This window comes from Actinoplanes sp. CA-030573, assembly GCF_050951115.1.
Classification (GTDB): Bacteria; Actinomycetota; Actinomycetes; order Mycobacteriales; family Micromonosporaceae; genus Actinoplanes.
Genome location: NZ_CP192038.1, coordinates 3,572,762 through 3,595,022 on the forward strand (window position 1 = coordinate 3,572,762; position 22,261 = coordinate 3,595,022).

At 70.7% G+C, this 22,261-nt stretch carries 15 protein-coding genes; 9 read left to right on the forward strand and 6 right to left on the reverse strand.

Going from position 1 to position 22,261, the window contains the following annotated elements; all coding sequences use genetic code 11:
- Positions 1-107: 107 nt before the first annotated feature.
- Together ACQP2F_RS16655 and ACQP2F_RS16660 are read left to right on the forward strand one after the other, a co-directional pair.
- Positions 108-1,841 carry a cellulose binding domain-containing protein gene (locus ACQP2F_RS16655; protein ID WP_433304922.1) on the forward strand — a complete coding sequence of 578 codons (1,734 nt, stop codon included), beginning with the start codon at positions 108-110 and terminating at the stop codon, positions 1,839-1,841.
- Positions 1,842-1,891: 50 nt separating this feature from the next.
- Complete coding sequence (locus ACQP2F_RS16660) at positions 1,892-3,367, forward strand: endo-1,4-beta-xylanase (protein WP_433304924.1); 1,476 nt, start codon at positions 1,892-1,894, stop codon at positions 3,365-3,367.
- 79 nt (positions 3,368-3,446) lie between these two features.
- On the opposite strand, the gene ACQP2F_RS16665 is transcribed toward ACQP2F_RS16660, so the two are convergent.
- The gene (locus ACQP2F_RS16665; RefSeq protein WP_433304926.1) at positions 3,447-4,217 is read right to left on the reverse strand and encodes a hypothetical protein; all 771 of its coding nucleotides are present in this window, start codon (positions 4,215-4,217) and stop codon (positions 3,447-3,449) included.
- Between the two features lie 198 nt (positions 4,218-4,415).
- Here ACQP2F_RS16665 and ACQP2F_RS16670 point away from each other — a divergent pair, with 198 nt between their 5' ends.
- Positions 4,416-7,175: a BTAD domain-containing putative transcriptional regulator gene (locus tag ACQP2F_RS16670; RefSeq protein ID WP_433304928.1), complete on the forward strand. Its 2,760-nt coding sequence runs from the start codon at positions 4,416-4,418 to the stop codon at positions 7,173-7,175.
- Between the two features lie 456 nt (positions 7,176-7,631).
- Here ACQP2F_RS16670 and ACQP2F_RS16675 read toward each other — a convergent pair whose 3' ends face one another.
- Entirely contained in the window at positions 7,632-7,814 is a 183-nt protein-coding gene (locus ACQP2F_RS16675) for a hypothetical protein (protein ID WP_433307979.1), read from the reverse strand.
- Between the two features lie 144 nt (positions 7,815-7,958).
- Positions 7,959-8,411: a hypothetical protein gene (locus ACQP2F_RS16680; RefSeq protein WP_433307981.1), complete on the reverse strand. Its 453-nt coding sequence runs from the start codon at positions 8,409-8,411 to the stop codon at positions 7,959-7,961.
- Between ACQP2F_RS16680 and ACQP2F_RS16685 the strand changes: the two genes are divergently transcribed.
- The 6 genes from ACQP2F_RS16685 to ACQP2F_RS16710 all read left to right on the forward strand — a co-directional run bounded on the left by ACQP2F_RS16685 (position 8,332) and on the right by ACQP2F_RS16710 (position 20,234).
- A complete protein-coding gene (locus ACQP2F_RS16685) occupies positions 8,332-8,964 on the forward strand; it encodes a hypothetical protein (protein ID WP_433307537.1) in 633 nt (210 codons plus the stop codon). The genes ACQP2F_RS16680 and ACQP2F_RS16685 overlap by 80 nt on opposite strands.
- A 494-nt stretch (positions 8,965-9,458) precedes the next feature.
- Positions 9,459-15,986, forward strand: coding sequence for a DNRLRE domain-containing protein (locus ACQP2F_RS16690; protein WP_433307539.1), 6,528 nt, complete (start codon positions 9,459-9,461; stop codon positions 15,984-15,986).
- Positions 15,987-15,995: 9 nt separating this feature from the next.
- Positions 15,996-16,379, forward strand: coding sequence for a hypothetical protein (locus tag ACQP2F_RS16695; RefSeq protein WP_433304930.1), 384 nt, complete (start codon positions 15,996-15,998; stop codon positions 16,377-16,379).
- Positions 16,380-16,459: 80 nt separating this feature from the next.
- Entirely contained in the window at positions 16,460-17,563 is a 1,104-nt protein-coding gene (gene mraY / locus ACQP2F_RS16700; RefSeq protein WP_433304931.1) for a phospho-N-acetylmuramoyl-pentapeptide-transferase, read from the forward strand.
- Positions 17,564-17,739: 176 nt separating this feature from the next.
- A complete protein-coding gene (locus ACQP2F_RS16705) occupies positions 17,740-19,731 on the forward strand; it encodes a maltotransferase domain-containing protein (RefSeq protein WP_433304933.1) in 1,992 nt (663 codons plus the stop codon).
- A 26-nt stretch (positions 19,732-19,757) separates the two neighbouring features.
- Positions 19,758-20,234 carry a hypothetical protein gene (locus ACQP2F_RS16710; protein WP_433304935.1) on the forward strand — a complete coding sequence of 159 codons (477 nt, stop codon included), beginning with the start codon at positions 19,758-19,760 and terminating at the stop codon, positions 20,232-20,234.
- Positions 20,235-20,247: 13 nt separating this feature from the next.
- Here the strand turns inward: ACQP2F_RS16710 and ACQP2F_RS16715 are convergent, their stop codons facing one another.
- Genes ACQP2F_RS16715 through ACQP2F_RS16725 form a run of 3 tightly spaced genes read right to left on the reverse strand, consistent with a single transcriptional unit; the run spans position 20,248 to position 22,221 of the window.
- A complete protein-coding gene (locus ACQP2F_RS16715; protein ID WP_433304936.1) occupies positions 20,248-20,727 on the reverse strand; it encodes a MarR family winged helix-turn-helix transcriptional regulator in 480 nt (159 codons plus the stop codon).
- Positions 20,728-20,756: 29 nt separating this feature from the next.
- On the reverse strand, positions 20,757-21,602 hold the full coding sequence (locus ACQP2F_RS16720; RefSeq protein ID WP_433304938.1) for an MBL fold metallo-hydrolase: 846 nt from the start codon (positions 21,600-21,602) through the stop codon (positions 20,757-20,759).
- Positions 21,603-21,633: 31 nt separating this feature from the next.
- Positions 21,634-22,221 carry a CGNR zinc finger domain-containing protein gene (locus tag ACQP2F_RS16725; RefSeq protein ID WP_433304940.1) on the reverse strand — a complete coding sequence of 196 codons (588 nt, stop codon included), beginning with the start codon at positions 22,219-22,221 and terminating at the stop codon, positions 21,634-21,636.
- Between the last annotated feature and the right edge of the window lie 40 nt (positions 22,222-22,261).

Below are 22,261 nucleotides of genomic sequence, written 5' to 3' on the forward strand. Positions count from 1 at the left end.
TTGAGTCCGTGGGAGCGCTCCCGTAACATGCCGGAAGCGGCTGACCGCTGACTCACGCAATCACACCCACAAATGCGTCAGCCGCCTTTCCGGGCGGAGGAAGCGTCATGGTTAGATCGAGATCAACCAATGCGGGCTGGGCCGTGGCCGGTGTTCTGGCGGTGGCGTCGGCGGCGATGGCCGTTGCCCTGCCGGCGGGCGCCGCGGCCGCCGGCTGCTCGGTGGACTACGCGGTGTCGTCACAGTGGCAGGGCGGGTTCGGCGCCGACGTGGCGATCACCAACCTCGGTGATCCGCTGTCCGCGTGGACGCTGACCTGGTCGTACAGTGCCGGCCAGACCGTCACGCAGGCCTGGAACACCACGCTGTCGCAGAGCGGCGCGACGGTCACCGCCAAGAACGTCGGCTACAACGGCGCGATCGCCACCAACGGCACGGTCTCGTTCGGCTTCAACGGCTCCTGGACGGGCAGCAACCCGTCGCCCACGAGCTTCTCGCTGAACGGCGTCGCCTGCACGGGAAGCGCGCCGACGACCCCGCCGACCACCGTTCCGACGACCCCGCCGACCACCGCGCCGACGAGCCCGCCGACCTCCGGTCCGGCCACGCCGCCCCCGGCGGCGCCGGACATCACCGTCAACACCGCCACCAAGTACCAGACCATCGACGGTTTCGGCGCGGCCGTGTCGATCTGGGGCAGCGCGTGGTCGACGGCCGAGACGCAGACCCTGGTGGGGCTGGGCGCCAACCAGCTCGGCCTGTCGATCGTGCGGACCGGCGTCTCGCCCGTCTCCGGCGAGTGGCCGACCCAGGTGAGCGCCCTGAAGACGGCCAAGTCGTACGGGTCCGGCGTGAAGATTCTCGCCTCCCCGTGGACGGCGCCGGCCGCGTGGAAGACCAACAACAGCCGGATCAACGGCGGCTCGTTGAAGACCGACTACTACGACGACTATGCGAGCCATCTGAACAGCTACGTCCAGTACATGCGCGGCCAAGGCGTACCGATCGATGTCACGTCGGTGCAGAACGAGCCGGACTGGGCCCCCGCGTACGACTCGATGACCTGGACCGGCACCCAGCTGCGCGATTTCGTGCGCGACCAGGGCGCGAAGGTGCAGAACACGAAGCTGATGGTCGCCGAGGCGGTGAACCTGAACTACGGCCTCACCGACCCCACGCTCAACGACGCCGGCGCGCGCACGAACATCGGCTACATCGGCGGGCACCTGTACGGGACCGAGGACGCCGGCCGGTTGAAGCCGTACTCGCTGGCCGGCCAGTACCAGAAGCCGGTGTGGATGACCGAGTGGAACCTCCACGAGGCGGCCGGCGACACCTCCACGGCCTGGGCCGACGCCGGTAACAAGGCCGTCTGGGACGAGACCCTCGACGGCGTCATGCGTACGGTCGGCAAGTCGATGGAGTCCAACTGGAGCGCCTACGTCTGGTGGTACGGCAAGCGCTACTACTCGTTCATCGGTGACGGCAGCGCCGGGACCGCCGCGGGCGCACCGCTCAAGCGTGGTTACGCGTTCGCCCAGTACGCCAAGTACGTCCGTCCCGGCTACCAGCGGATCGGCCTGACCAAGGACGCCCGGACGTCGCCGCTCGAGGTGACCGCGTACCAGGGCGGCGGGAAGATCACCTTGGTGATCCTCAACCGGTCGACGAGCGCGGTCACCAACGCCGTTGTCCAGGCGCCGCAGAACGTCAGCAAGGCCGAGTACTACGTCACCTCGCAGACCGCCAGCGCGGCCGCCCAGCCGGCCGGCGTGAACGGCGGGCAGGTCACGGTCACCGTGCCGGCACGCAGCATCTCCACCGTCGTGCTGACCCTCTGACCCCCGCAGTCCGCCCACATCCTGTCCCGACATCGCGAAGGAACGGACAAATGACCGAAGTACCCGTCCGCCCGGACCGCCGCCTCCGAGGGCGCGCCCGGCTGTTCGTCAGTGCCGCTCTCGCCGTGGGGACCGTCGCGGCGTCGGTCGCCGTCGCCACGCTCGCCCACGCCGATCTCACCGGGCCGCCCGGCACGACGCTGAAGGCCGCCGCCGAGCGCAGCGGCCGGTATTTCGGCGCCGCCATGGGCGGCGACCGTCTCGGCGACTCCGGCTTCCTCGCGATCGCCAATCGTGAGTTCGACATGATGACGGCCGTCAACGAGATGAAGCCGGACGCGACCGAGCCCAACAGCGGCCAGTTCACCTTCGCGGCCGGCGACGCGATCTACAACTGGGCCGTCCAGCACGGCATGCGGGTGCGCGGGCACACCCTCGCGTGGCACGCACAGCAACCGCGGTTCTGGGGCAGCCTCAGCGGCAGTGCCCTGCGCGCCGCGATGATCGAGCACATCAACGGGGTGATGGCCCACTACCGGGGCAAGCTGGCCTACTGGGACGTGGTCAACGAGGCCTTCGCGGAGAACGGCAGCCGGCGGTCGTCCAATCTGCAGAGCACCGGCAACGACTGGATCGAGGTGGCGTTCCGGACGGCCCGTGCCGCCGATCCGTCGGTCAAGCTCTGCTACAACGACTACAACATCGAGAACTGGACGTACGCCAAGACGCAGGGTGTCTACAGCATGATCCGGGACTTCAAGTCCCGTGGTGTGCCGATCGACTGCGTGGGCCTGCAGACGCACTTCACCGGCGGCAGCTCGCTGCCCGGCAACTTCCAGACCACGCTGTCGAGCTTCGCGGCGCTCGGCGTGGAGGTGGCGCTGACCGAGGCCGACGTCACGAACGCGTCGGCCGCCCAGTACCAGGGCCTCACCCAGGCGTGCATGAACGTTCCCGGGTGCGTGGGCATCACGACCTGGGGCATCCGGGACAGCGACTCGTGGCGCGGCAGTGAGAACCCGCTGCTGTTCGACCGCAACAGCAACCCGAAGGCCGCGTACTCCGCCGTGCTGGGCGCGCTCAACGCCGCCTCCACCACGGTGCCGGGCACCAGCATTCCGCCGAGCACCCCCAGCAGCACGCCGCCCAGCACGCCGTCCAGCACGCCGTCCAGCACCCCGCCGAGCACGCCGTCGAGCACGCCGCCGAACACCGGACAGCCGGCTGGATGCACAGCGACCTACCGGACGACCAACAGCTGGCAAGGCGGCTTCCAGGGCGAGGTCACGGTGACCAACAACGGGACCGCCCCGCTCAGTGGCTGGACCGTGAACCTGACGCTGGCCGGCGGCCAGACCCTGGTCAACCTCTGGAACGGCGTCAACAGCGGCACGAGCGGCGCGGTCAGCGTCCGGAATGCCGCCTACAACGGTTCCGTCGGCGTGAACGCGTCGACCAATTTCGGCTTCGTCGCCAACGGCAGCAGCAGCACGGCGCCCGGCAACATCTCCTGTACCGGCTCCTGACCGGCCGACGCCGGCCAGCCTTTCCGGCACGACCGCCGCCGGGCCCGGAGCGACTCGCTCCCGGCCCGGCGGCGCGCCGTCAGCAGCCGAGCCGCTGGGTGGACAGAGCGATGTCGTCGATCCAGACGTCGAACTGGCCCGGCGTCGTGTCACCCTGGTAGAGCTGCCACCCGATCTTCACGGTGTCCACCGCCGGGAGGATGAACGGCACGTCGTTGCCGCCGTGCTCGGTGGTGGAAGCGGTCAGCTCCGGGTTGGCCTCGCCGTCGATCCACACGGCGACGCGGTTGTCCGCCCGGTCCAGGGCCCACTCGAAGCATTGCCAGCGGTCCTCGGTGACCGGTGCCGACTCCCGCCAGTTCGTCCAGTCGCCGGTCGGGCCGCCGTCGGCGCCCACGCCCCAGAAGACGCCGGGAACCGTGGGCGCATACTGCCCGCCGATCGGGCGGACGACGTCCTGGCTGCCGGAGCCGGTCGCCTCGACGAGCGTGAAATGCGCCCAGTCGGGCGCGGTGGGGAAGGCGTCGACGCGCAGCCGCATCCGCCCGAAGAAGCGGCCACCCGGCGCGGCGAAGTCGTCCACGCGCAGGAAGGCACGTCCGTTGTCGACGGTGTGGACGTGCAGCACCTGGTTGTGCCGCGCGGCCCGCTCGACGGTGAGCGTGCCGTGACGCGTATCGACGCCCCAGTTCAGCGTGCTCGGACCGCCCGGCGGCAGCCGGTCGAAGTCCTCGCAGAACAGCAGGGCGCGGGTACAGCCGCCGTGCCGGGCGGGGCCGGCCGCGTCGGCGGGGACGCTGCCGGCCGCGCTGAGCAGCAGGGCGGTGGTGGCGGCGATAAGGGTGCGCATGGTTCTCCTTCACGACGGTACGGTGGGAGCGCTCCCAGAATCATCGCAGCCCATCAATGTCCGGCGACAGGGGTGCCCAGCCGAATGACCTAGCCTCCTAGGATGCTTAAGGGACAGCGACCTAGACCGATATGTACTACCGTCGGTGCGCCGGCGGTGACAGGCCGCTTGCTGAAGCCGGGCACGGGGGTGGCCGAGGTGATCAGCTCTGTCCGCGTAACGCCATTCGGTGATCTTCTACGGACCTATCGGAAGCGGGTCGGGCTCACCCAGGAGGTGCTGGCCCGGCACAGCGGGTTGAGCACCCGGGCGATCCGTGACCTCGAGAACAACCGGGTGAGCGCGCCGCACGCCCGGTCGCTGGATCGGCTGGCGCTGGCGCTGCGCCTGTCGGCGGAGGAGACGGCCCGCCTCGCCCCCACGGCCGCCGGCGTCCCGCCGCCGGTGCGGGTGGCGGTGCTCGGGCCGGTCACCGTCACGGTCGGCGGCCGGTCGGCGCCGATCGCGTCGGCCCACGGCGGCGCCGTCCTGACGCTGCTGGCGCTGCGGCTCGGCGAGGTGGTGCCGCGCGAGGAGATCGCCGGTCTGCTGTGGCCCGATGAGCCGCGGCCGGCCGCGACCGCGCTGCTGCGGTCGGCCGTTTCCCGCCTGCGGCGGACGATGCCGGGGGACGACGGCCCGCTGCAGGCCACGCGGCAAGGGCTGTCGCTGCGCCTGGAGCGAGCGCAGGTCGACGCTGCCCGGTTCGCCGGCCTGGTTGCCCGGGCCGAGGGCCGGCGCTCGGCCGAGGCCCGCGCGAATCTGCTGCGCGAGGCGCTGGACTGCTGGCGGGGGCCGATGCTCGCCGATGCCCCGGCCGCGGCGCGCGACCAGGCGGCGGTGCAGACGCTGCGCGAGCGCCGGGTGGCGGCGGCGATCGAGTACTCGGTCGAGGCAGGACCGGCCGCGATCGACGTGCTCCGGACGGTGGCCGCCGACGAGCCGTTGCACGAGCCGCTCCACGCCGCGCTGATGACGGCGCTGGCCGGCAGCGGGGACCGGGCCGCCGCCCTGCGGCAGTACGGCAAGATCGCCCGCGGCCTGGCCGATGAGCTGGGCGTCGCGCCCGGCGCCCGGCTGGTGGCAGCTTACCGGCAGGTGGTCACCGACGCCGGTGGTCGCCGGCCCTGGGTGCGCCCCGCGCAGCTGCCCCGCGAGGTGCGCTTCTTCGCCGGCCGGGAGGAGCAACTGGCCGCGCTCGGCGCCGGATCCGGGATCAGCATCGTGGTCGGCGCGCCGGGGTCGGGCAAGACGGCGCTCGCCGTGCAGTGGGCGCACGGGGTCCGCGACGCGTACCCGGATGGTCAGCTCTTCGCCGACCTCGGCGGTTTCGGCGCCGGGGAGCCGGCCCGGCCGGAGTCGGTGCTGAGGGGCTTCCTGCAGGCGCTCGGGGTGCCGGCCGCCCAGATCTCGTCCGGCTTCGAGGCCCGCAGCGCACTGTTCCGCAGCCTGCTCGCCGATCGGCGGGTGCTCGTCGTGCTCGACAACGTGCGCTCGGCCGAGCACGTCCGCCCCCTGCTGCCGGGCGCGGGTGGCTCCCGGGTCGTGATCACCAGCCGGGACCGGCTGCGCGAGCTGATCGTCACCGCCGAGGCCCAGCCGATCGCGGTCGGCCCGCTCACCGAGGGCCAGGCCCGCGAGCTGCTGACCCATCGGCTCGGTGCGCAGCGGGTCGACGCCGAGCCCGAGGCCGTGACCGAGCTGGTGACCCGATGCGCCGGCCTTCCGCTCGCGCTGCACGTGGTGGCCGCGCAGGCCGCGACTGTGCCGCTGACGGCCGCCGCGGCGCAGCTCGGCACGCACCGGCTCGACGAGCTGCGGGCGGCCTTCTCGTGGTCGTGCCGGGGTCTGACCACCGACGCGCTCCGGCTGCTGCGGCTGAGCGCGACGGTGCCGGCTCCGGAGTTCTCGGTTCTCGCCGCGGCCAGCCTCATCGGCCGTCCCGCGCAACGGACGCGGGCGGCGGTCGACGAGCTCGTGCGCGGACACCTGATCGAGGAGGGTACGGCCGGGCGCTACACGACCCGGGAACTGCTTCGCGAGTACGCGCGCGGCCTGCCCGGCCCGGCCGACGCCGGCTCGGCCGCCCGCCGCCTGCTGGCCCATTACGTGCACACGGCGATCGCGGCGGCCCGATTGCTCGACCCGTACCGACCGCCGATCGACCTGCCGCCGGCGGCGGACGAGGTGGTGGTGGATCCGCCGGGCGATGTCCTGGCCGCGCGCGACTGGTTCGCGGCCGAGCACGGGACGCTGCTGGCCGCGCTCGACCGGGCCGTTGCCGAGGAGTTCGACGCGGCCGTCATCCGCCTGGCGTGGTCGCTGCGCGATCACCTGGACCGGCCCGGCCGCCGGCACGACTGGCACCGGGTGGCGCGCGCCGCGCTCGCGGTGGCGCTGCGGACCGGGGACCGGGCGGCGCAGGCGCAGGCCCACCACGACCTCGGCCAGTGCTGCCTGCGGCTGGGCCGGCGGCCGGACGCCGAGTTCCATCTGCGTCGCGCCGTCCAGCTCGCCCGGTCGCTGGGCGACCCGGTCGGGCACGCCGAGGCTCTGCTCGGCCTGGCCGGGCTGGCGGGCGAGCCGGACGAGGCGCTGCGGCACCGGCTCATGGCGCTCGCCCTCTACCGCCGGGCCGGATACGCCGCGGGCGAGGCTCGCGCGCTCGGAGCGGTCGCCGGGGCGTACGTCGCGCTCGGAAGCTTCCTGGAGGCGGTGGATTACGGGCGCCGGGCGCTGACGCTGAGCGAGCAGCTCGGGGACGAGCGTGGCCGCGCCGACCTCTTCGACATCCTCGGCGATGCTCACCGCCACCTCGGCGAGTACGCCGAAGCGGTGCGGCACCGGCGGCGGGCGGCCGAGCTGCGGCGCGCGCACGGCGAACCGGAACCGCTGGTCGCGCCGTCGACCGAGGGCTGACAACCGGCAGTTCCGGACCGGCAGTTCGGCGCCCGGAGACTGCCGGTTGTGGATGCGTTGACCGGGCCCGGCGGCACGGCGGATCGTCAGCCCCGCATCACTGGCGCACGCGGGGGAGACGACAGTGTTCAAAGCCAGGACGAGTCTGGTTGCCGCCACCACAACGCTGATCCTGCTCGTCTCGGGCCTGCCCGCGATGGCGCAGCCGGGCCGGGCGCCGACGCCCGCGCCGCCGGGCACGGTCCTGCGGCCGCCACAGCCCAGGGGCCACGCGGTGCCGCCGCCGGCGCCGGCCCCGTCGGCCGTGCTGCCCGCCAGCGACAAGCCGGTGCCGGCGGTCGCGACGCCGGCCGCCCGCCGGGTCCGGGAGCTGACCGGCCGGCGCACCGCCACCACCAAGCTCTTCGCACTCGCCGACGGCCGGGTGCAGGCCGAGGTCGCCCGCGAACCGGTGCACTACCGGGACGCGAAGGGCAGATGGCAGGACATCGACACCCGGCCGGCCGCCTCCGGTGCGGCCGGGTTCCCGTACGCGGCCACCCGCAACAGCTTCGCCAGCCGGTTCGGCGACCGCACCGACCGCCTGGTGCGGTTCGACGCGCCCGGCGGGCACGGCGTCACGATGGGGCTGACCGGCACGCCGGTCGGCGTCCGCCCGGCCGCGGCCGGCAGCCGGGTGAGCTACCCCGGCGCAGCCGGCGGCGCCGATCTGGTCTACGAGGTGACCAGCACCGCGCTGAAGGAGCAGATCGTGCTGCACGCGCCGCCTCCGGGCGCGGCCGGCTACACGTTCGCGCTCGATCTCAGCAAGGTGCGCCCGGCGCAGCAGCCGGACGGCTCGATCGCGTTCTTCGCCGCCGACCGGGAGGGCCCGGCGCTGTTCACGCTGCCGAAGCCGTACATGTACGACAGCGCCGACGACCCCGGCTCGCCGACCGGCAAGGCGTTCAGCGACCGCGTCTCGCAGCGGGTCACCGTGGCCGGCGGACGAGCGCTGGTCACGATCACCCCGGACGCGGCCTGGCTGGGCGCACCCGAGCGCCGGTACCCGGTGGTGATCGACCCGACGATCAAGCTGCAGCCGACTCTGGACAAGGCCCAGGACGTCATGCTGGCCTCGAACGCGCCCACGCAGAACTTCGACAGCGTCTGGCGGCTGTCCGCGGGTGCGTCGCCCGGCGGGGTGTTCCGGTCGCTCACCAAGTTCGACCTGTCCCAGGTGCCGTCGAACACCACGCTCGACTCCGCCCAGCTGCAGCTCTACTTCGACCAGACGCACGGCAACGCCGACCCGTACAGCCAGGTCTACGAGGCTCGCCGGGCACCGCGAACTGGGTGGAGAACACCGCGACCTGGAACAGCTCGGCCGCCGCCTTCGGCGAGGTGGGCGAGAACCGGGAGCAGATCGACGAGGCGGACACGGCCAAGGTGGCCCGCTCCGGCGAATGGCTCGGCGCGACCGCCACCGACAAGTCGCAGGCGATCAACGGCTCGTACGTGTACAACGCCGACGCGACGACCGGGCAGACCTTCACCTGGGTGCCGCGGGTCACCGAGGCGGGCAGTTACGAGGTCCTCGTCCACTACGTGCCGGGCAGCAACCGGGCCACCAACGCGCCCTACACGATCTACTACAGCGGCGGGTCGGTCACCAAGACGGTCAACCAGACGACCGGCTCGGGCAACGGCGCTTGGGTGTCGCTGGGCAGCTATCCGTTCGTGGCCGGCACCACGCACAAGGTGGTGCTGGGCGACGTCGCCAACAAGGTCGTCATCGCCGACGGCGTGAAGCTGGTCAAGCGGGCCGAGGCGACCAAGGCGCTGCACCAGACCAACGCCTGGCACTCGTTCAGCGTGCGTTCGATCGTGCAGGACTGGCTCAACGGCGCCCCCAACTACGGCTTCATGGTCAAGGGCAAGGACGAGTCGAACACCACCGGCGGCCCGCGCTATGAGTCCGGCGACTTCTCGTACGGCGGTGAGGACGACCACGGCCCGAAGCTGCTGCTCACCTGGGGCCGTCCGGGTGTGGCGCTGAACCCGGTCACCACGATCCGGGCCAACGGCGCCGACCTGTCCTGGTCCGCGTACGTCGATCCGTCCTCCTCGCCGGACGACGACCTGGTCGAGTACCAGGTGCACGCCAGCAAGACCCAGAACTTCATGCCGTCGGCGGCGACTCTGGTGGCGCCGGTCCGGCCGGGCCGCACCACCTATTCGGACACGCACGCCACCCCGACCCCGGCCAGTTCCACCGCACAGTTCGGCGACCAGTTCTTCTACATGGTCGCGGCCCGGCTGCGCGACGGCACGGTGATCCCGGCGCAGACCGAGCTGGTCCGGCTGCCCAAGGCCGGTCAGGTGATCAAGTTCTTCACCGGGGCCGATGACAACACACTGACCAGCGCCAAGCCGACGAGCAACTGGGACGTGCTGGACAGCGGCGGTGAGCTGCAGGTCGGCAACAAGGGTTCGGTCTACGGCACCAGCCGCGTGGTCATGAAGTTCCCGAACGTCACCGGTCTGCCGGCCAAGGCCAAGGTGATCAACGCCCAGGTCGGCCTGTGGGGCTGGTACACCGAGGGCGCGAACATCGGCCAGGGTCAGTTCCAGCTGCGCGGCCTGACCCGCGACTTCAGCGAGACGACCTCGACCTGGAACAGCGCCCAGTCCGGTACGGCCTGGACGACCGCCGGCGGCGACGCGGAGAGCACCGTGCAGTCGACCGTCGGCTCGCTCAACGGCGATCCGGGCTGGACCAACTGGGAGGCCGGGCCGCTGGTGCAGCGCTGGGTCGACACCCCGAGCACGAACAAGGGCGTGCTGCTGCGGCTGGCCGACGAGGCCGGACCGGAGCAGCGGGTGCTGTTCCTGTCGGCGGAGGCGGCCGAGCCGTCACTGCGGCCCCGGCTGCGGGTGGTCTACACCGCGCCCGACAGCGCCAGCACCTACTACGCGCCGGACACCCCCGGCCGGATGATCCCGAACGACCAGTACCTGGTGCCGGTCACGCTGACCAACACGACCGGGTCGGTCTGGTCGCCGGCCGACTGGACGCTGACCTACCACTGGCAGCGCCAGGACGGCACCGAGGTCACCGCCAACCGGATCGAGACGGCGCTGCCCTCGGCCCAGGCGCCGGGTGGAGTGGTCACCGTCAACGCGACGGTGCAGGCCCCGGACTCCGGCAACGACGGGGACCGGCGCGAGCCGTACGTGCTGAAATGGGAACTGCGTAACAAGACCACCGGGCAATGGCTGTCGCAGAGCGCGCAGATCGAGCCGCTCGACTTCAGCGTCGCCGTTGAGGACCCCACCTCCGACCAGCTCGGCCTGGAGAAGTTCTACAAGTACGCGGGTGGCGGAGCCGGCGCCGGTGCGTCGATCATGGTGAACCAGTTCTCCGGCAACGCGGTCTTCGGCTACAACCCGATCAGCAACCCGAGCCTCGGCGTCGCCACCTTCGTCCGGCTCACCTACAACAGCCAGGACACGTCGACCTCGTCGGCCGGTCAGGGCTGGTCGCTGTCCACCTCGAGCACGATCCGGCTGGGCTCGCCGCTGCAGTTCCGCGGCGCCGACCACACCTGGCCGCAGCAGGTCGCGATGACCGACGGCGACGGCACCACGCACCTGTTCAACCTGGACAAGCACGGCAGCGCCAACCCGGCCGACTGGCGGTACATCCAGCCCGCCGGCGTGCATCTCTACCTGCAGCGGACCGGCAGCGGCGACAGCAACCAGGCGTGGACCATGACCCGGCCCGACCGCAGCCAGTTCGTCTTCGACGAGCAGGGCTACCAGACCGCGGTCCGCGACCGGAACGGCAACCGGCTGGACTTCACCTACGAGCGGATCTGCCAGGGCAACCGCACCGCCGGCGTGCTGCGCTACCTGACCGACCCGGCCGGCCGGCGGACGCTCACCCTGGACTACTACGGGGCCGGGGACAGCTACACCGCGTATGTGGGCGGCACCAAGCAGTCGCTGACGAACCTGCAGAACAAGCGGATCATCGACCAGGTCCGGTCGATCACCGACATCAGCGGCCGGGTGCTGTCGTTCGTCTACAGCGACACCGGACTGCTGCGCGAGGTCACCGACGGCTCGGGCACGGCCGACGCGAAGACCTTCGGGTTCTCCTACGACGAGTCGTCCGGGCCCGGCAACATCCGGCTCACCAAGATCACTGACCCGCGCGGGGCGGCCAGCAAGGTCGGCTACAACGATCCCGGTGACACCTTCCTCCAGGGCAAGGTCAACACGATCACCGACCGGCTGAACAAGCCGATGTACTTCGACTACGCCGACCCGGACGGCGCGGCCAGCGGCGCGGTCGTGGCCACCGTGACCGACGCCAAGGGCCGGGCCACCGAGAACCAGATCGACGGGTACGGCCGGGTCACCAGGATCACCGACCCGAAGAGCTACGTCACGCAGCTCGGCTGGGACGCCGACAACAACGTCACCCGGCTCGAGGAGCCCAACGGCGCGGTCACCACCTGGCGGTATGACCAGTTCACCGGCTACCCGGCCGAGATCAAGGATCCCGAGGCCAACAAGAACAACACGGCCGGGACCCGCCTGGGCTACCAGTTCGGCCTGGCCGGCCACACCGCCGACCTGATCGACAAGATCTCGCCCGAGGGCCGGCACTGGACGTTCGGCTACGACGCCAAGGGCAACATCACCTCGGCCACCGACCCCAAGGGCACGTCGACCGCGACCGCCGGCGACTACATGTCGAGCTACACCTACGACGGCGTCGGCCGGATGCTGACCGACACCGACGCCAACGACCATGTCACGAAGTACTCCGACTACGACGCCAACGGCTATCCGCGCACCATCACCGACGCGCTCACCAACGCGACCACGTACACGTACTCCTCGACCGGCGACGTGCTCACGGTGACCGATGCCAACCAGCACACCGCCACCTACACGTACGACGTCTTCGGCCGTCCGCTGACCACCCGGGTGCCCAAGGACGCGGCGGCCGGCGTCTACATCACCACCCCGGCGCCGGTCTACGACAAGAACGACAACATGCTGCAGTCGACGTCGCCGACCGGGGCGGTCACCACCGGCACCTACGACGCCCTCGACCGGACCAGTACGGTGACCGCGCCTAAGGACACCGCCACGTCCGACGCGCCGACCACCAAGTACGAGTACGACCAGGTCGGCAACATGATCAAGGTGACCGAGCCGAAGGGCACGCTCACCGCCGCCGACACCGCGGACTTCACCACGAGCTTCGTCTACAACGAGCTCAACCAGGTCACCGACGCGGTCGACGCCAACGGCGGCCGGGCCGGCGTCACCTACGACAATGTCGGCAACGTGGTCGCCGAGTACGACCAGCGCAAGAACGCGACCACCGACACCACCGACTACACCAGCAAGTTCGTCTACGACCTCAACCACCGGCGGACCTCCGCGATTGACGCCAAGGGCAACACCACCGGCACCGAGTACGACAAGGACGGCAACCCGACGGTCACCATCGACCAGGACGGCAACCGGTCCACCACCACGTACGACGAGCGGGGCAAGGTGGTCGAGCGGAAGGTGCCCTACCAGTCGGTCTCCGGCACGGTCACCTACCGGACCACGAAGTTGGAGTACGACGAGGTCGGCAACCCCACCCGGACGATCAGCCCGCGCGGCGTCGAGACCACCGACGACCCCGACGACTTCGCCACGGTCACCCTCTACGACGAGCTCAACCGGCCCCGCGAGGTGCAGCAGCCGTACGACAAGGACGACTCCCGGTTCACCACGCCGGCCGTGACGAAGTACACCTACAACAAGGTCGGCAACCTGGAGCGGATCTCGGCGCCGCCCTCCGACGGGCAGAGCGCCCGCAACGACACCGTGCAGACGTACTTCGACAACGGCTGGGTCCGCACCTCGAAGGACGCCGGCTGGGACATCACGGCGACGTTCGGCTACGACGACAACGGCGCCCAGACGACCCGGTCGGTCACCGCGCCGGGCGCCGTGACCCGCCAGATGACCTGGGGCTACTACCCGGACGGAAAGCTGCGCAGCACCGCCGACAACGGCGCCGGGTCGGGCACGCCGGCCAAGAACTTCGCCTACTCGTACGACGTCAACGGCAACATGACACAGATGCTCGACACGAGCACGGGCGCGACCGTCGGCACGTACGCGATCTCCTACGACGGCGTGAACCGGGTGGCCAGCGTCGAGGAGAAGAACGGCAGCACGGTCAAGGACACCACGACCTTCGAGTACGAGCCGAACGACCTGCTCAAGCGGCGCACGCACGACCTGCAGGTGTCGACCTACACCTACGAGCCGCAGCGCGACCTGGTCACCGAGATCAAGAACGCCGAGACGGTCGACGACGCGAAGCCGAAGTACACGCGGTACACGTACACGAACCGGGCGCAGACGGCGACCGAGACCAAGGGCAACAACAACGTCGTCACGTACGACTACTTCCTCAACGGCTCGGTCAGGAGCCAGACCGAGAAGAAGCCCGACGGCACGGTCGTCAGCCAGCACACCTACGAGTACGCGGCGAACGGGCAGAAGTCCAAGGACGTCCAGCACAAGCAGAACGCCGACAGCCGTACCGCGTACCTCGACACCACCAGCAGCTACGCCTACGACCCGCAGGACCGGATCCGCTCGGTGACCAAGACCGGCTCCGGGGCGGGCAGCGAGAGCTACGTCCACGACGCCAACAGCAACGTCATCACCCAGACCGTCGGCGGCATCACCACGAACTTCACCTACGACAAGAACCGGCTGACCACCGGCACGGCGTCGGGGGTGACGGCGAGCTACGCCTACGACCCGTACGGACGGCTCAAGACGGTCACCGCGGCCGGGACCCAGCTGGAGAGCTACACCTACGACGGCTTCGACCACGTGGTCAAGAACGTCAAGAACCCCGGCGGCAAGACGACCGAGTACACGTACGACCCGCTGGACCGGATGGCGACCCGCAGCTACGGCGGCAAGACCACCACGTACGCGTACCTCGGGCTGACCAAGGACGTGTCGGCCGAGCTCGAGGGCAGCAAGGTCGTCAAGTCCTACCAGCGCGGGCCGAACGGCAGCCTGCTGTCCCAGGTGACGACGCAGGCCGACAACAGCAAGGAGGACGCGTACACCGGCTACGACGGCCAGTCGGACATCGAGCAGCTGACCGACCAGAACGGCGACAGCCGGGCCACGTACGGCTACACCGCCTACGGCAAGAACGACGCGGCCCAGTTCACCGGTGCCGACAAGCCCGACGCCAGCAACCCCGACAACCCCGACAAGGTGCCGTACAACGCGTACCGCTTCCAGGGCAAGCGCTACGACCAGGCCACCGGCGACTACGACATGGGCTTCCGCGACTACGACCCGGGGCTGAACCAGTTCCTCAGCCGCGACTCGTACAACGGGGCGCTCGACGACCTCGGGCTGGCCGTCGACCCGTACACCGGCAACCGGTACGCCTTCGCCGGCGGCAACCCGATCTCCAACGTCGAGCTGGACGGCCACAACTGGCTGTCGGACATCGGCAACGGCATCAAGAACGCGGTGTCGAGCGCCGCCGGCGCGGTGTCCGACGCCGTCTCGAGCACGGTCTCCAGCGCCTCGAGCGCGGTCAAGAGCGCCGCGAGCGGGGCGAAGGAGTTCGGCTCGGCATTTGTGGACTCGACCAAGGGCGCCTTCAAGGAGGCCTTGAACACCTACGCCGAGCTCGACGACTGCTCCTCCGGCGACAGCGACGCCGCCTGCCACAGCCTGGAGAACAAGGCCAAGTCGCAGCTCGACCTGTTCGACAAGGCCGAGGACTGCGGGTTCAGCAACGACAAAGCGGCCTGCGGGCAGGTGAACGAGGCGGTCGGCTGCGGCCAGGGCACCAGCGCACCGACCTGCGCCGGTCACCTCACCTCGCTGGGCGTCCAGGCGTTCGTCAGCCACAAGATCGGCGGCCGGTTCGGTGGCGGGGCCGCGGCGGAGGACGCCTCGGCCGGCCGGCTCACCTCGACGATCGGCCGGGACTGCGTCTCCAACAGCTTCGCACCGGGCACGCGGGTCCTGATGGCCGACGGCAGCACCAAGCCGATCGAGGACGTCAAGGTCGGGGACAAGGTCAAAGCCGCGGCGCCGGAGAAGAACAGCACCGACGCCGAGCCGGTCACCCGGACGATCGCCGGCACCGGCGGCCGTGACCTGGTCGACGTGACGACCGACGCCGGTCACATCACCGCGACCGCCGGGCATCCGTTCTGGCTGCCCGAGGCGTACGCCTGGGTGAACGCCGCCGACCCGAAGGCCGGTGACCGGGTGCTGACCGCCGCGGGTGACGAGCTGAGGGTGGTGCGGACCCGCCACTGGAGGCAGCACGCCACCGTCCACAACCTGACGGTCCGGCACATCCACACGTACTACGTGCTCGCCGGAACGACCCCGGTCCTGGTGCACAACTGTGCGGCGCGGGTGTTCTCCTCGCCGGACCCGTACGTGGCGGACACCGCCAACGCGATCGAGCGGGCCTACCCGGGCCACGTGGTCGGGGTGAACCGTCCCATCCGCGGGCCGAACGGCCTGATGGCGACGGACGCCGACATCGAGACGAACAACGCCGTCATCCAGGTCAAGGAGGGCAACGCCCGCGGTATCGTGCGGCAGATGAACAACACCGTCGCCGTCACCGGCAAGCCGGTCATCGCCTTCATCCCCGACGCGCGGTACGGCACGGTACGGGCACTGCAACGGGCCGGCCACCTGGTGACACAGAGCCGTTCCGAGCTCATCGACGTGGTCAGACCGTAGGGCAGGGCCATGCGATCAATCGTGATCTGGACGGTCGACCGGGACGCTCTCGGGGCCATGGTGCGAGCCGCCGCCGGCCTCGGGAGGACCTCCTACGAGACCTCGCCGGACCGCTGGATCATCGAGTTCGGTGACGACGACTACGTCAGCCTCACCGCCGTCCCCGAGATATGGGACGAGTACGAGGAGGACGACGAGCGACGCATCCGGGCCCTGTTCGACGCCGAACCGGTCGCGATACTTGTGGAGTATCGCGACCGGGAGACGGCCCGCGCCGTGCTGATCGCGGCGCTGGCCGGCGTCGACGCCCAGATCGAGGGTCCGTTCGGCCACATCGTTCCCGCCGGCGACTTCCGCCGCGAGCTGATCGCGGGGGACCGGCAGCTGTCCTGACGCGGCGTCGTTCCCTCGGCTTGCCGCGGCGTGGCAAGCTCGGGTCCCGTGACGGTTGATCTCGCCCCGGATGGCCGCCCGTGAGGGCGGTCATCGTCGCGGCCGCGGTCGCGTTCATCATCTCGCTGTTCGGCACTCCGGTGGCGATCCGCGTCTTCACCGCGCTCAAGGCCGGGCAGCCGATCCGCGCCATCGGGCCGGCCAGCCACCTGAGCAAGAAGGGCACCCCGACGATGGGCGGCGTCACGTTCATCGTGGCGACCGTCTTCGCGTACGTGGCCGGGCACATCGCGCTGACCACGCTGCCCGAGCGGCAGATCGCGCAGGAGGGGCCGACCATGACGGCCCTGGTGCTGCTCGGGTTGTTCGTGTTCTGCGGCGTGGTCGGCTTCCTCGACGACTTCCTCAAGGTCCGCCGCCGCAACTCCGACGGATTGTCCGCGAAGGGCAAGCTGCTCGGCCAGGCGGTGGTCGGCTCCGGCTTCGGCATCGCCGCGCTCTACGTGGCCAGCACCAACGGCCAGACCGTGGCCAGCGAGCACATCTCGCTCGTGCGGGACATCAGCTGGCTGGATGTCGGCAAGGTCGGCTCGGTCATCGTCTTCGTCTTCGTGATCACGGCGATGTCGAACGGCGTGAACCTGACCGACGGGCTTGACGGGCTGGCCACCGGCGCCTCGATCCTGGTGCTGGGGGCGTACGCGCTGATCGGTTTCTGGCAGTACCGGCACTGGTGCGGCGACACCGACTACATCCGCGCCAACGCCTACTGCTACCAGGTGCGTGACCCGCTCGAGATCGCCATGATCGCGGCTGCGGCGGCCGCGGCCTGCGTGGGCTTCCTGTGGTGGAACACGTCCCCGGCGCGAATCTTCATGGGTGACGTCGGCTCGCTGAGCCTCGGCGGCCTGATCGGCGGCCTGGCCGTGGCGACCCGCACCACGCTGCTCGCGATTCTGATCGGCGGCCTCTTCGTCCTCGTCACGACGACCTGGGTGATCCAGATCGTCTCGTTCCGCACCACCGGCCGGCGCGTCTTCCGGATGGTGCCGTTGCACCACCACTTCGAGCTGGCCGGGTGGAGCGAGGTCAACATCGTCGTCCGGTTCTGGATCGTGGCCGGCGTCTGCATGGCGATCGGCCTGGGCCTGTTCTACTCGGACTACCTGGCGGTCGCCGGGTGAGGAACACGCCGGCGTCACAGCCCGCATCGACAGTTGTCATGTTCCGGTCGTCGGCCGGTCAGCCGCCGGTCACCCGCGGGACGCAGACTCCGTAGATCCCTCCGCGGACTCCTCCGGGGGCGACGAACGGAGCGGAAGATGACGCAGCCTGCCGGTGAGGCCGGGAACCGCGCGGGATGGTGACCCGGCCGATCGGGCGCATCGCGGTCGCCGGCGTCGAGCCGGTCGTCGAGCACGGCGCGCGCCCGGCCAAGTCGGTCATCGGTGAGGAGTTCGACGTCACCGCCACCGTGTTCCGCGAGGGCCACGAGTCGGTGGGCGCGACCGTGGTGCTCACCGACCCGGCCGGCCGGGCGCACCAGGTGCCGATGACCCGCGTCAACGCCGGGCTGGACACCTGGGCGGCAACGGCCAGCGCCGGCCGGGCCGGCATGTGGTCCTACCGGGTGGAGGGCTGGTCCGACCCGTACGGCACCTGGCACCACGACGCCGTCATCAAGATCGGTGCGGCGGTCGACGTCGAGCTCATGCTCGAGGAGGGCGCCCGGGTTCTGGAGCGGGCCGTGGCCGGCATGGACCGTACCGGAGAGCAGGTGGCGGCGCTGACCGGGGCGATCGCTGGTCTGCGCGACGCCGGCCGGACCCCGGAGGAGAGGCTGAGCGCGGGCGTGTCCGCCGGGGTGCGCGCCGAGTTGCGCGAACGACCGCTGCGCGAACACGTCACCGCGTCGCCCGAGCATCCGTGGCTGGTCGAGCGGGAACGAGCCCTCTACGGCGCGTGGTACGAGCTGTTTCCCCGTTCGGAGGGCGCCTGGTACGACGAGAAGGCCGGCCGGTGGCACAGCGGCACCTTCGCGACCGCGGCCCGCCGCCTGGACGCGGTGGCCGCCATGGGCTTCGACGTGGTCTACCTGACCCCGATCCATCCCATCGGCCGGGTCCACCGCAAGGGCCGCAACAACGCGTTGCACGCCGAGGCGGCCGACCCCGGATCCCCGTACGCGATCGGGTCGTCCGCCGGCGGCCACGACACCGTCCATCCCGACCTCGGCACGCTCGGCGACTTCGACGCGTTCGTCGCGTACGCGGGCCGCCTCGGGCTGGAGGTCGCGCTCGATCTCGCGCTGAACTGCGCGCCCGACCATCCGTGGGTCGCCGCCCATCCGGAGTGGTTCACCACGAGGGCCGACGGCTCGATCGCGTACGCGGAGAACCCGCCGAAGAAGTACCAGGACATCTACCCGCTCAACTTCGACAACGACCCGGAGGGCCTGTACGCCGAGATCCGCCGGATCGTGCAGGTCTGGCTCGACCACGGGGTCGCGATCTTCCGCGTCGACAATCCGCACACCAAGCCGCTGTGGCTCTGGGAGCGGCTGATCGCCGACGTCGCCGCCGAGCATCCGGACGTCATCTGGCTCGCCGAGGCGTTCACCCGCCCGCCGATGATGCACGCCCTGGCCAGGGTGGGCTTCCAGCAGTCGTACACCTACTACGCCTGGCGCCACACCCGCGAGGAGCTCACGCAGTACGGCTCCGACCTCGCCGGCCCGGCCGCCGCGTACATGCGGCCGAACTTCTGGCCCACCACGCACGACATCCTCACGCCGTACATGCAGCGCGGTGGTCCGGCGACGTGGAAGATGCGGGCCGCTCTGGCCGCCACGCTGTCGCCCAGCTACGGGATCTACTCCGGCTACGAACTGATCGAGAGCGTCGCGCGGCCGGGCGCGGAGGAGCAGATCGACAACGAGAAGTACGAGTACAAGAACCGGCGCTGGGACGACCGGGAGAGCACCCTCGCGCCGTACCTCACGAAGCTCAACGAGATCCGGCGCGCCCACCCGGCCCTGCACCGGCTGCGCAACCTGCGCTTCCACCACGCCGACGACCCGCACGTGCTGGTCTTCTCCAAGGCCCGCCGCGTCTACGACCGCGACGACGTCGTCATCGTGGTGACCAACCTCGAACCCGAGCAGACCCGCGACAGCTGGATCCATCTGGACATGCCCGCCCTGGGTCTGGACCCGCACGACCACTTCGTGGCGCACGACCAGATCAGCGGCGAGCACTGGAACTGGTCGGAGCACAACTTCGTCCGGCTGGGAGCGGCCACCGAGCCCGTCCACGTCATCGAGGTCCGCCCGGAAGGCGTCACCTTGCGATAATCCGACCGCGAATCGATGGAGGTCCCATGCGTACTCGCCTGTTCGCCGTGCTCGCCACCGTTCTCCTGGCCGTGGGGATCAGCCTGCCCGGGGCCACCCCCGCCCTCGCCGCCGCCGGGGGCACCTGCTCCGCGAACGCGTTCTGCCTCTACCAGTGGGTCGACTTCGGGGCGCAGGTCGCCGGGAACCGCTGGCAGTCGTCGCTCAACAACATCTACAGCCACGCCGGTCATTGCCTCAACCTCGCCCCCGCCACGTGGAGCAACGGCACCCCGGTCAACGACAACTCCGGCAGCCTTCAATGGCGCATCACCCAGCAGTTGTGGGTCGGGCACACGATCGAGGTCTACAACTGGATCAACTGCAACCCGGACGGCGGCTTCGGGTTCTGGGTTCCGGACGCGGCCAACTCCTCGTACAGCAGCGCGAACCTGTCCCATCTCACCTGGATCGGCAACAACATCAACCTGTACCACACGATCACCAGCGTGGCGGTGTATTAGGACCGTCGACGCGTCAGAGGCAGGAGCCGCGGTCTTCGCTGTCGCCGATGATGGCGAACAGCATGTGCCGCAGTTCTTGCACCTGGGCGGCGTCGTAGTCGCGGAGGGCGGCGGCCTCGGCGCGGGCGCACGCGGCGGCCACGTCGGCCCGCAGCGACTCCCCGGACGCGGTGATCGTGGGAATGCGCAGCCGGCGGTCGCGGGGGTCGCTCTGCCGCACCACGAGGCCGGTGCGTTCGAGCCGGTCCAGCTGGCTCATCAGGGTGGTCTTGTCCAGCCCGAGCGCCTTGCCGAGCTCGGCCTGGGTGAGGTTCGGCGTCTTGTGCAGCGCGCTCAGCACGATGTAGTCACGCAGCTGGAGCCCGTGCCGCTCGGCCTGCTCCCCGGTCACCGCGCGCAGGCGCTGGGCCGCCCGGTGCAGCAGCCAGGTGATCTCGGATTCGGCCGTCGGGCCGAGTTCCGGCGCCGCGGACGGTGATGAGGAAGCGTGCATTCGAGGACCGTACGCCTTCGCCGGCTCGGTCACTTGAGCACGGGTAGCGGGGGAATTCCGTCGTAGGCGCCGCGGTCGTGAGCGGGAACGACCTGCATCAGGCCGGCCAGCGCGATCACGCGCAGCAATCCCTGCCGTACCAGCTCCGGATCGCTGTCGGCGAGCCGGCGCAGCAGCCACGGACGTTCCACCCGCCGGCTGATGCCGTCGATCTGCCAGGTCAGATCGCCGATGAAGGCGTAGCGCCGGCCGGTGGGGAGGGTCACGAAGACCACCACCGAGCCGGTGGTGTGCCCACCCGCCGCCGCGACGACCACCGAGCCGTCGCCGTGCACGTCGTAGCTCGCCGGAAACCCGAGATAGGGCGGTCCGTCGAGCCGGTACTCGTGGATCTCGTGCCCGGGGGACACCGCGCGGAACACCTTGCCGTCCGCGTCCTCCGCCGCATATCGACGCTCATCCGCGTTCATCCAGATCGGCACGGGAAGGCTGTCGAGGCCGCTGACGTGGTCCCAGTGGGAGTGGGTCGGCAGCACGCCGAGCAGGCGGCCGCGGTCGTAGCCGCCGGCGTCCAGGTGCTCGCGCGCGGTACGGCCCGCCCGGTACGGCGCGCGGACGAAGCGGGGCAGCATCGCCACGTGGCCGGCGACGCCGGAGCCGAAGCCCGCATCGATCAGCAGGTCGCCCGCGGGGTGCCGGACGAGGACCGCCGTCGCCGCGAAATGCCGCTTGTCCCGCCACGATCCGCCGCGTACGGCGAGAGCGGCGCGGGTCTCGTAGGTGCCGGTCGGCAGCTGGTACAGGGCCATGTCCGGCGGCGGTGCGGCGGACGGGAGCGGGCCCGCCCACGCCGCCGGCATCGGCAGAGAGTTCATGCCGAGAACGTATGAGACGAGAAAGTCTGAGTCAAGACGTTCTTAGCTCAGACGAAGGCGCTGAGTGGTGGCGCTGGTAATGGCGCGCGGCGCGGGCGCGATTGCCACAGGCGGGGGAGCACCACTCGCGGCGCGGGTGGTCCTTGAGGAAGAACTGGACACAACCGGGCGCATGGCAGGCTCGCAGGTCATCGGCGAGATCGCCGCCGAGCAGCAGGATCGCGTCCCGGGCGAGCGCGGCCAGGGCCGGCGTGCCGTGGTCCGCCGTGCTGCGCTCGACCGCCCGGAACCGCCCGCCGGCACGCACCAGGGTGGGCCAGCTCGCCGCGCCGGCCGAGAGCCGGTTCAGAAGGGCACAGTGGTCCGGATCGGCGGAGGCGCCGGGCTCGTGGGCCGCGACCGCGATGAGAGCCCGGACGGCGTCGCGGAGCTCGGCGAAGGCCGCCACGCCGGCTCGGCCGGGCCGGCCCAGCTCGGCGGCGTGCCGGGTGAGCCAGTCGCGCAGCAGCTCCGGCGTGCCGATGGCGTCACGGGCGTGGCCGCGCTCCGCATAGCGGGTGTTGGCGAACCGCAACGACAGCGGCTCGGGCCGGCCCGGGCCGGCCGATGGCGTACGCATGCCGGGATCGTAGCTCTTCTAATGGCAAAAAGCCCTTGCA

Coding starts and splice junctions, on each gene's coding strand:
- ACQP2F_RS16655 (WP_433304922.1), top strand. CDS start 108: ATGGTTAGATCGAGATCAACCAATGCGGGCTGGGCCGTGGCCGGTGTT.
- ACQP2F_RS16660 (WP_433304924.1), top strand. CDS start 1,892: ATGACCGAAGTACCCGTCCGCCCGGACCGCCGCCTCCGAGGGCGCGCC.
- ACQP2F_RS16665 (WP_433304926.1), bottom strand. CDS start 4,217: ATGCGCACCCTTATCGCCGCCACCACCGCCCTGCTGCTCAGCGCGGCC.
- ACQP2F_RS16690 (WP_433307539.1), top strand. CDS start 9,459: ATGGTCGCGGCCCGGCTGCGCGACGGCACGGTGATCCCGGCGCAGACC.
- ACQP2F_RS16695 (WP_433304930.1), top strand. CDS start 15,996: ATGCGATCAATCGTGATCTGGACGGTCGACCGGGACGCTCTCGGGGCC.
- ACQP2F_RS16705 (WP_433304933.1), top strand. CDS start 17,740: ATGGTGACCCGGCCGATCGGGCGCATCGCGGTCGCCGGCGTCGAGCCG.
- ACQP2F_RS16710 (WP_433304935.1), top strand. CDS start 19,758: ATGCGTACTCGCCTGTTCGCCGTGCTCGCCACCGTTCTCCTGGCCGTG.
- ACQP2F_RS16715 (WP_433304936.1), bottom strand. CDS start 20,727: ATGCACGCTTCCTCATCACCGTCCGCGGCGCCGGAACTCGGCCCGACG.
- ACQP2F_RS16720 (WP_433304938.1), bottom strand. CDS start 21,602: ATGAACTCTCTGCCGATGCCGGCGGCGTGGGCGGGCCCGCTCCCGTCC.
- ACQP2F_RS16725 (WP_433304940.1), bottom strand. CDS start 22,221: ATGCGTACGCCATCGGCCGGCCCGGGCCGGCCCGAGCCGCTGTCGTTG.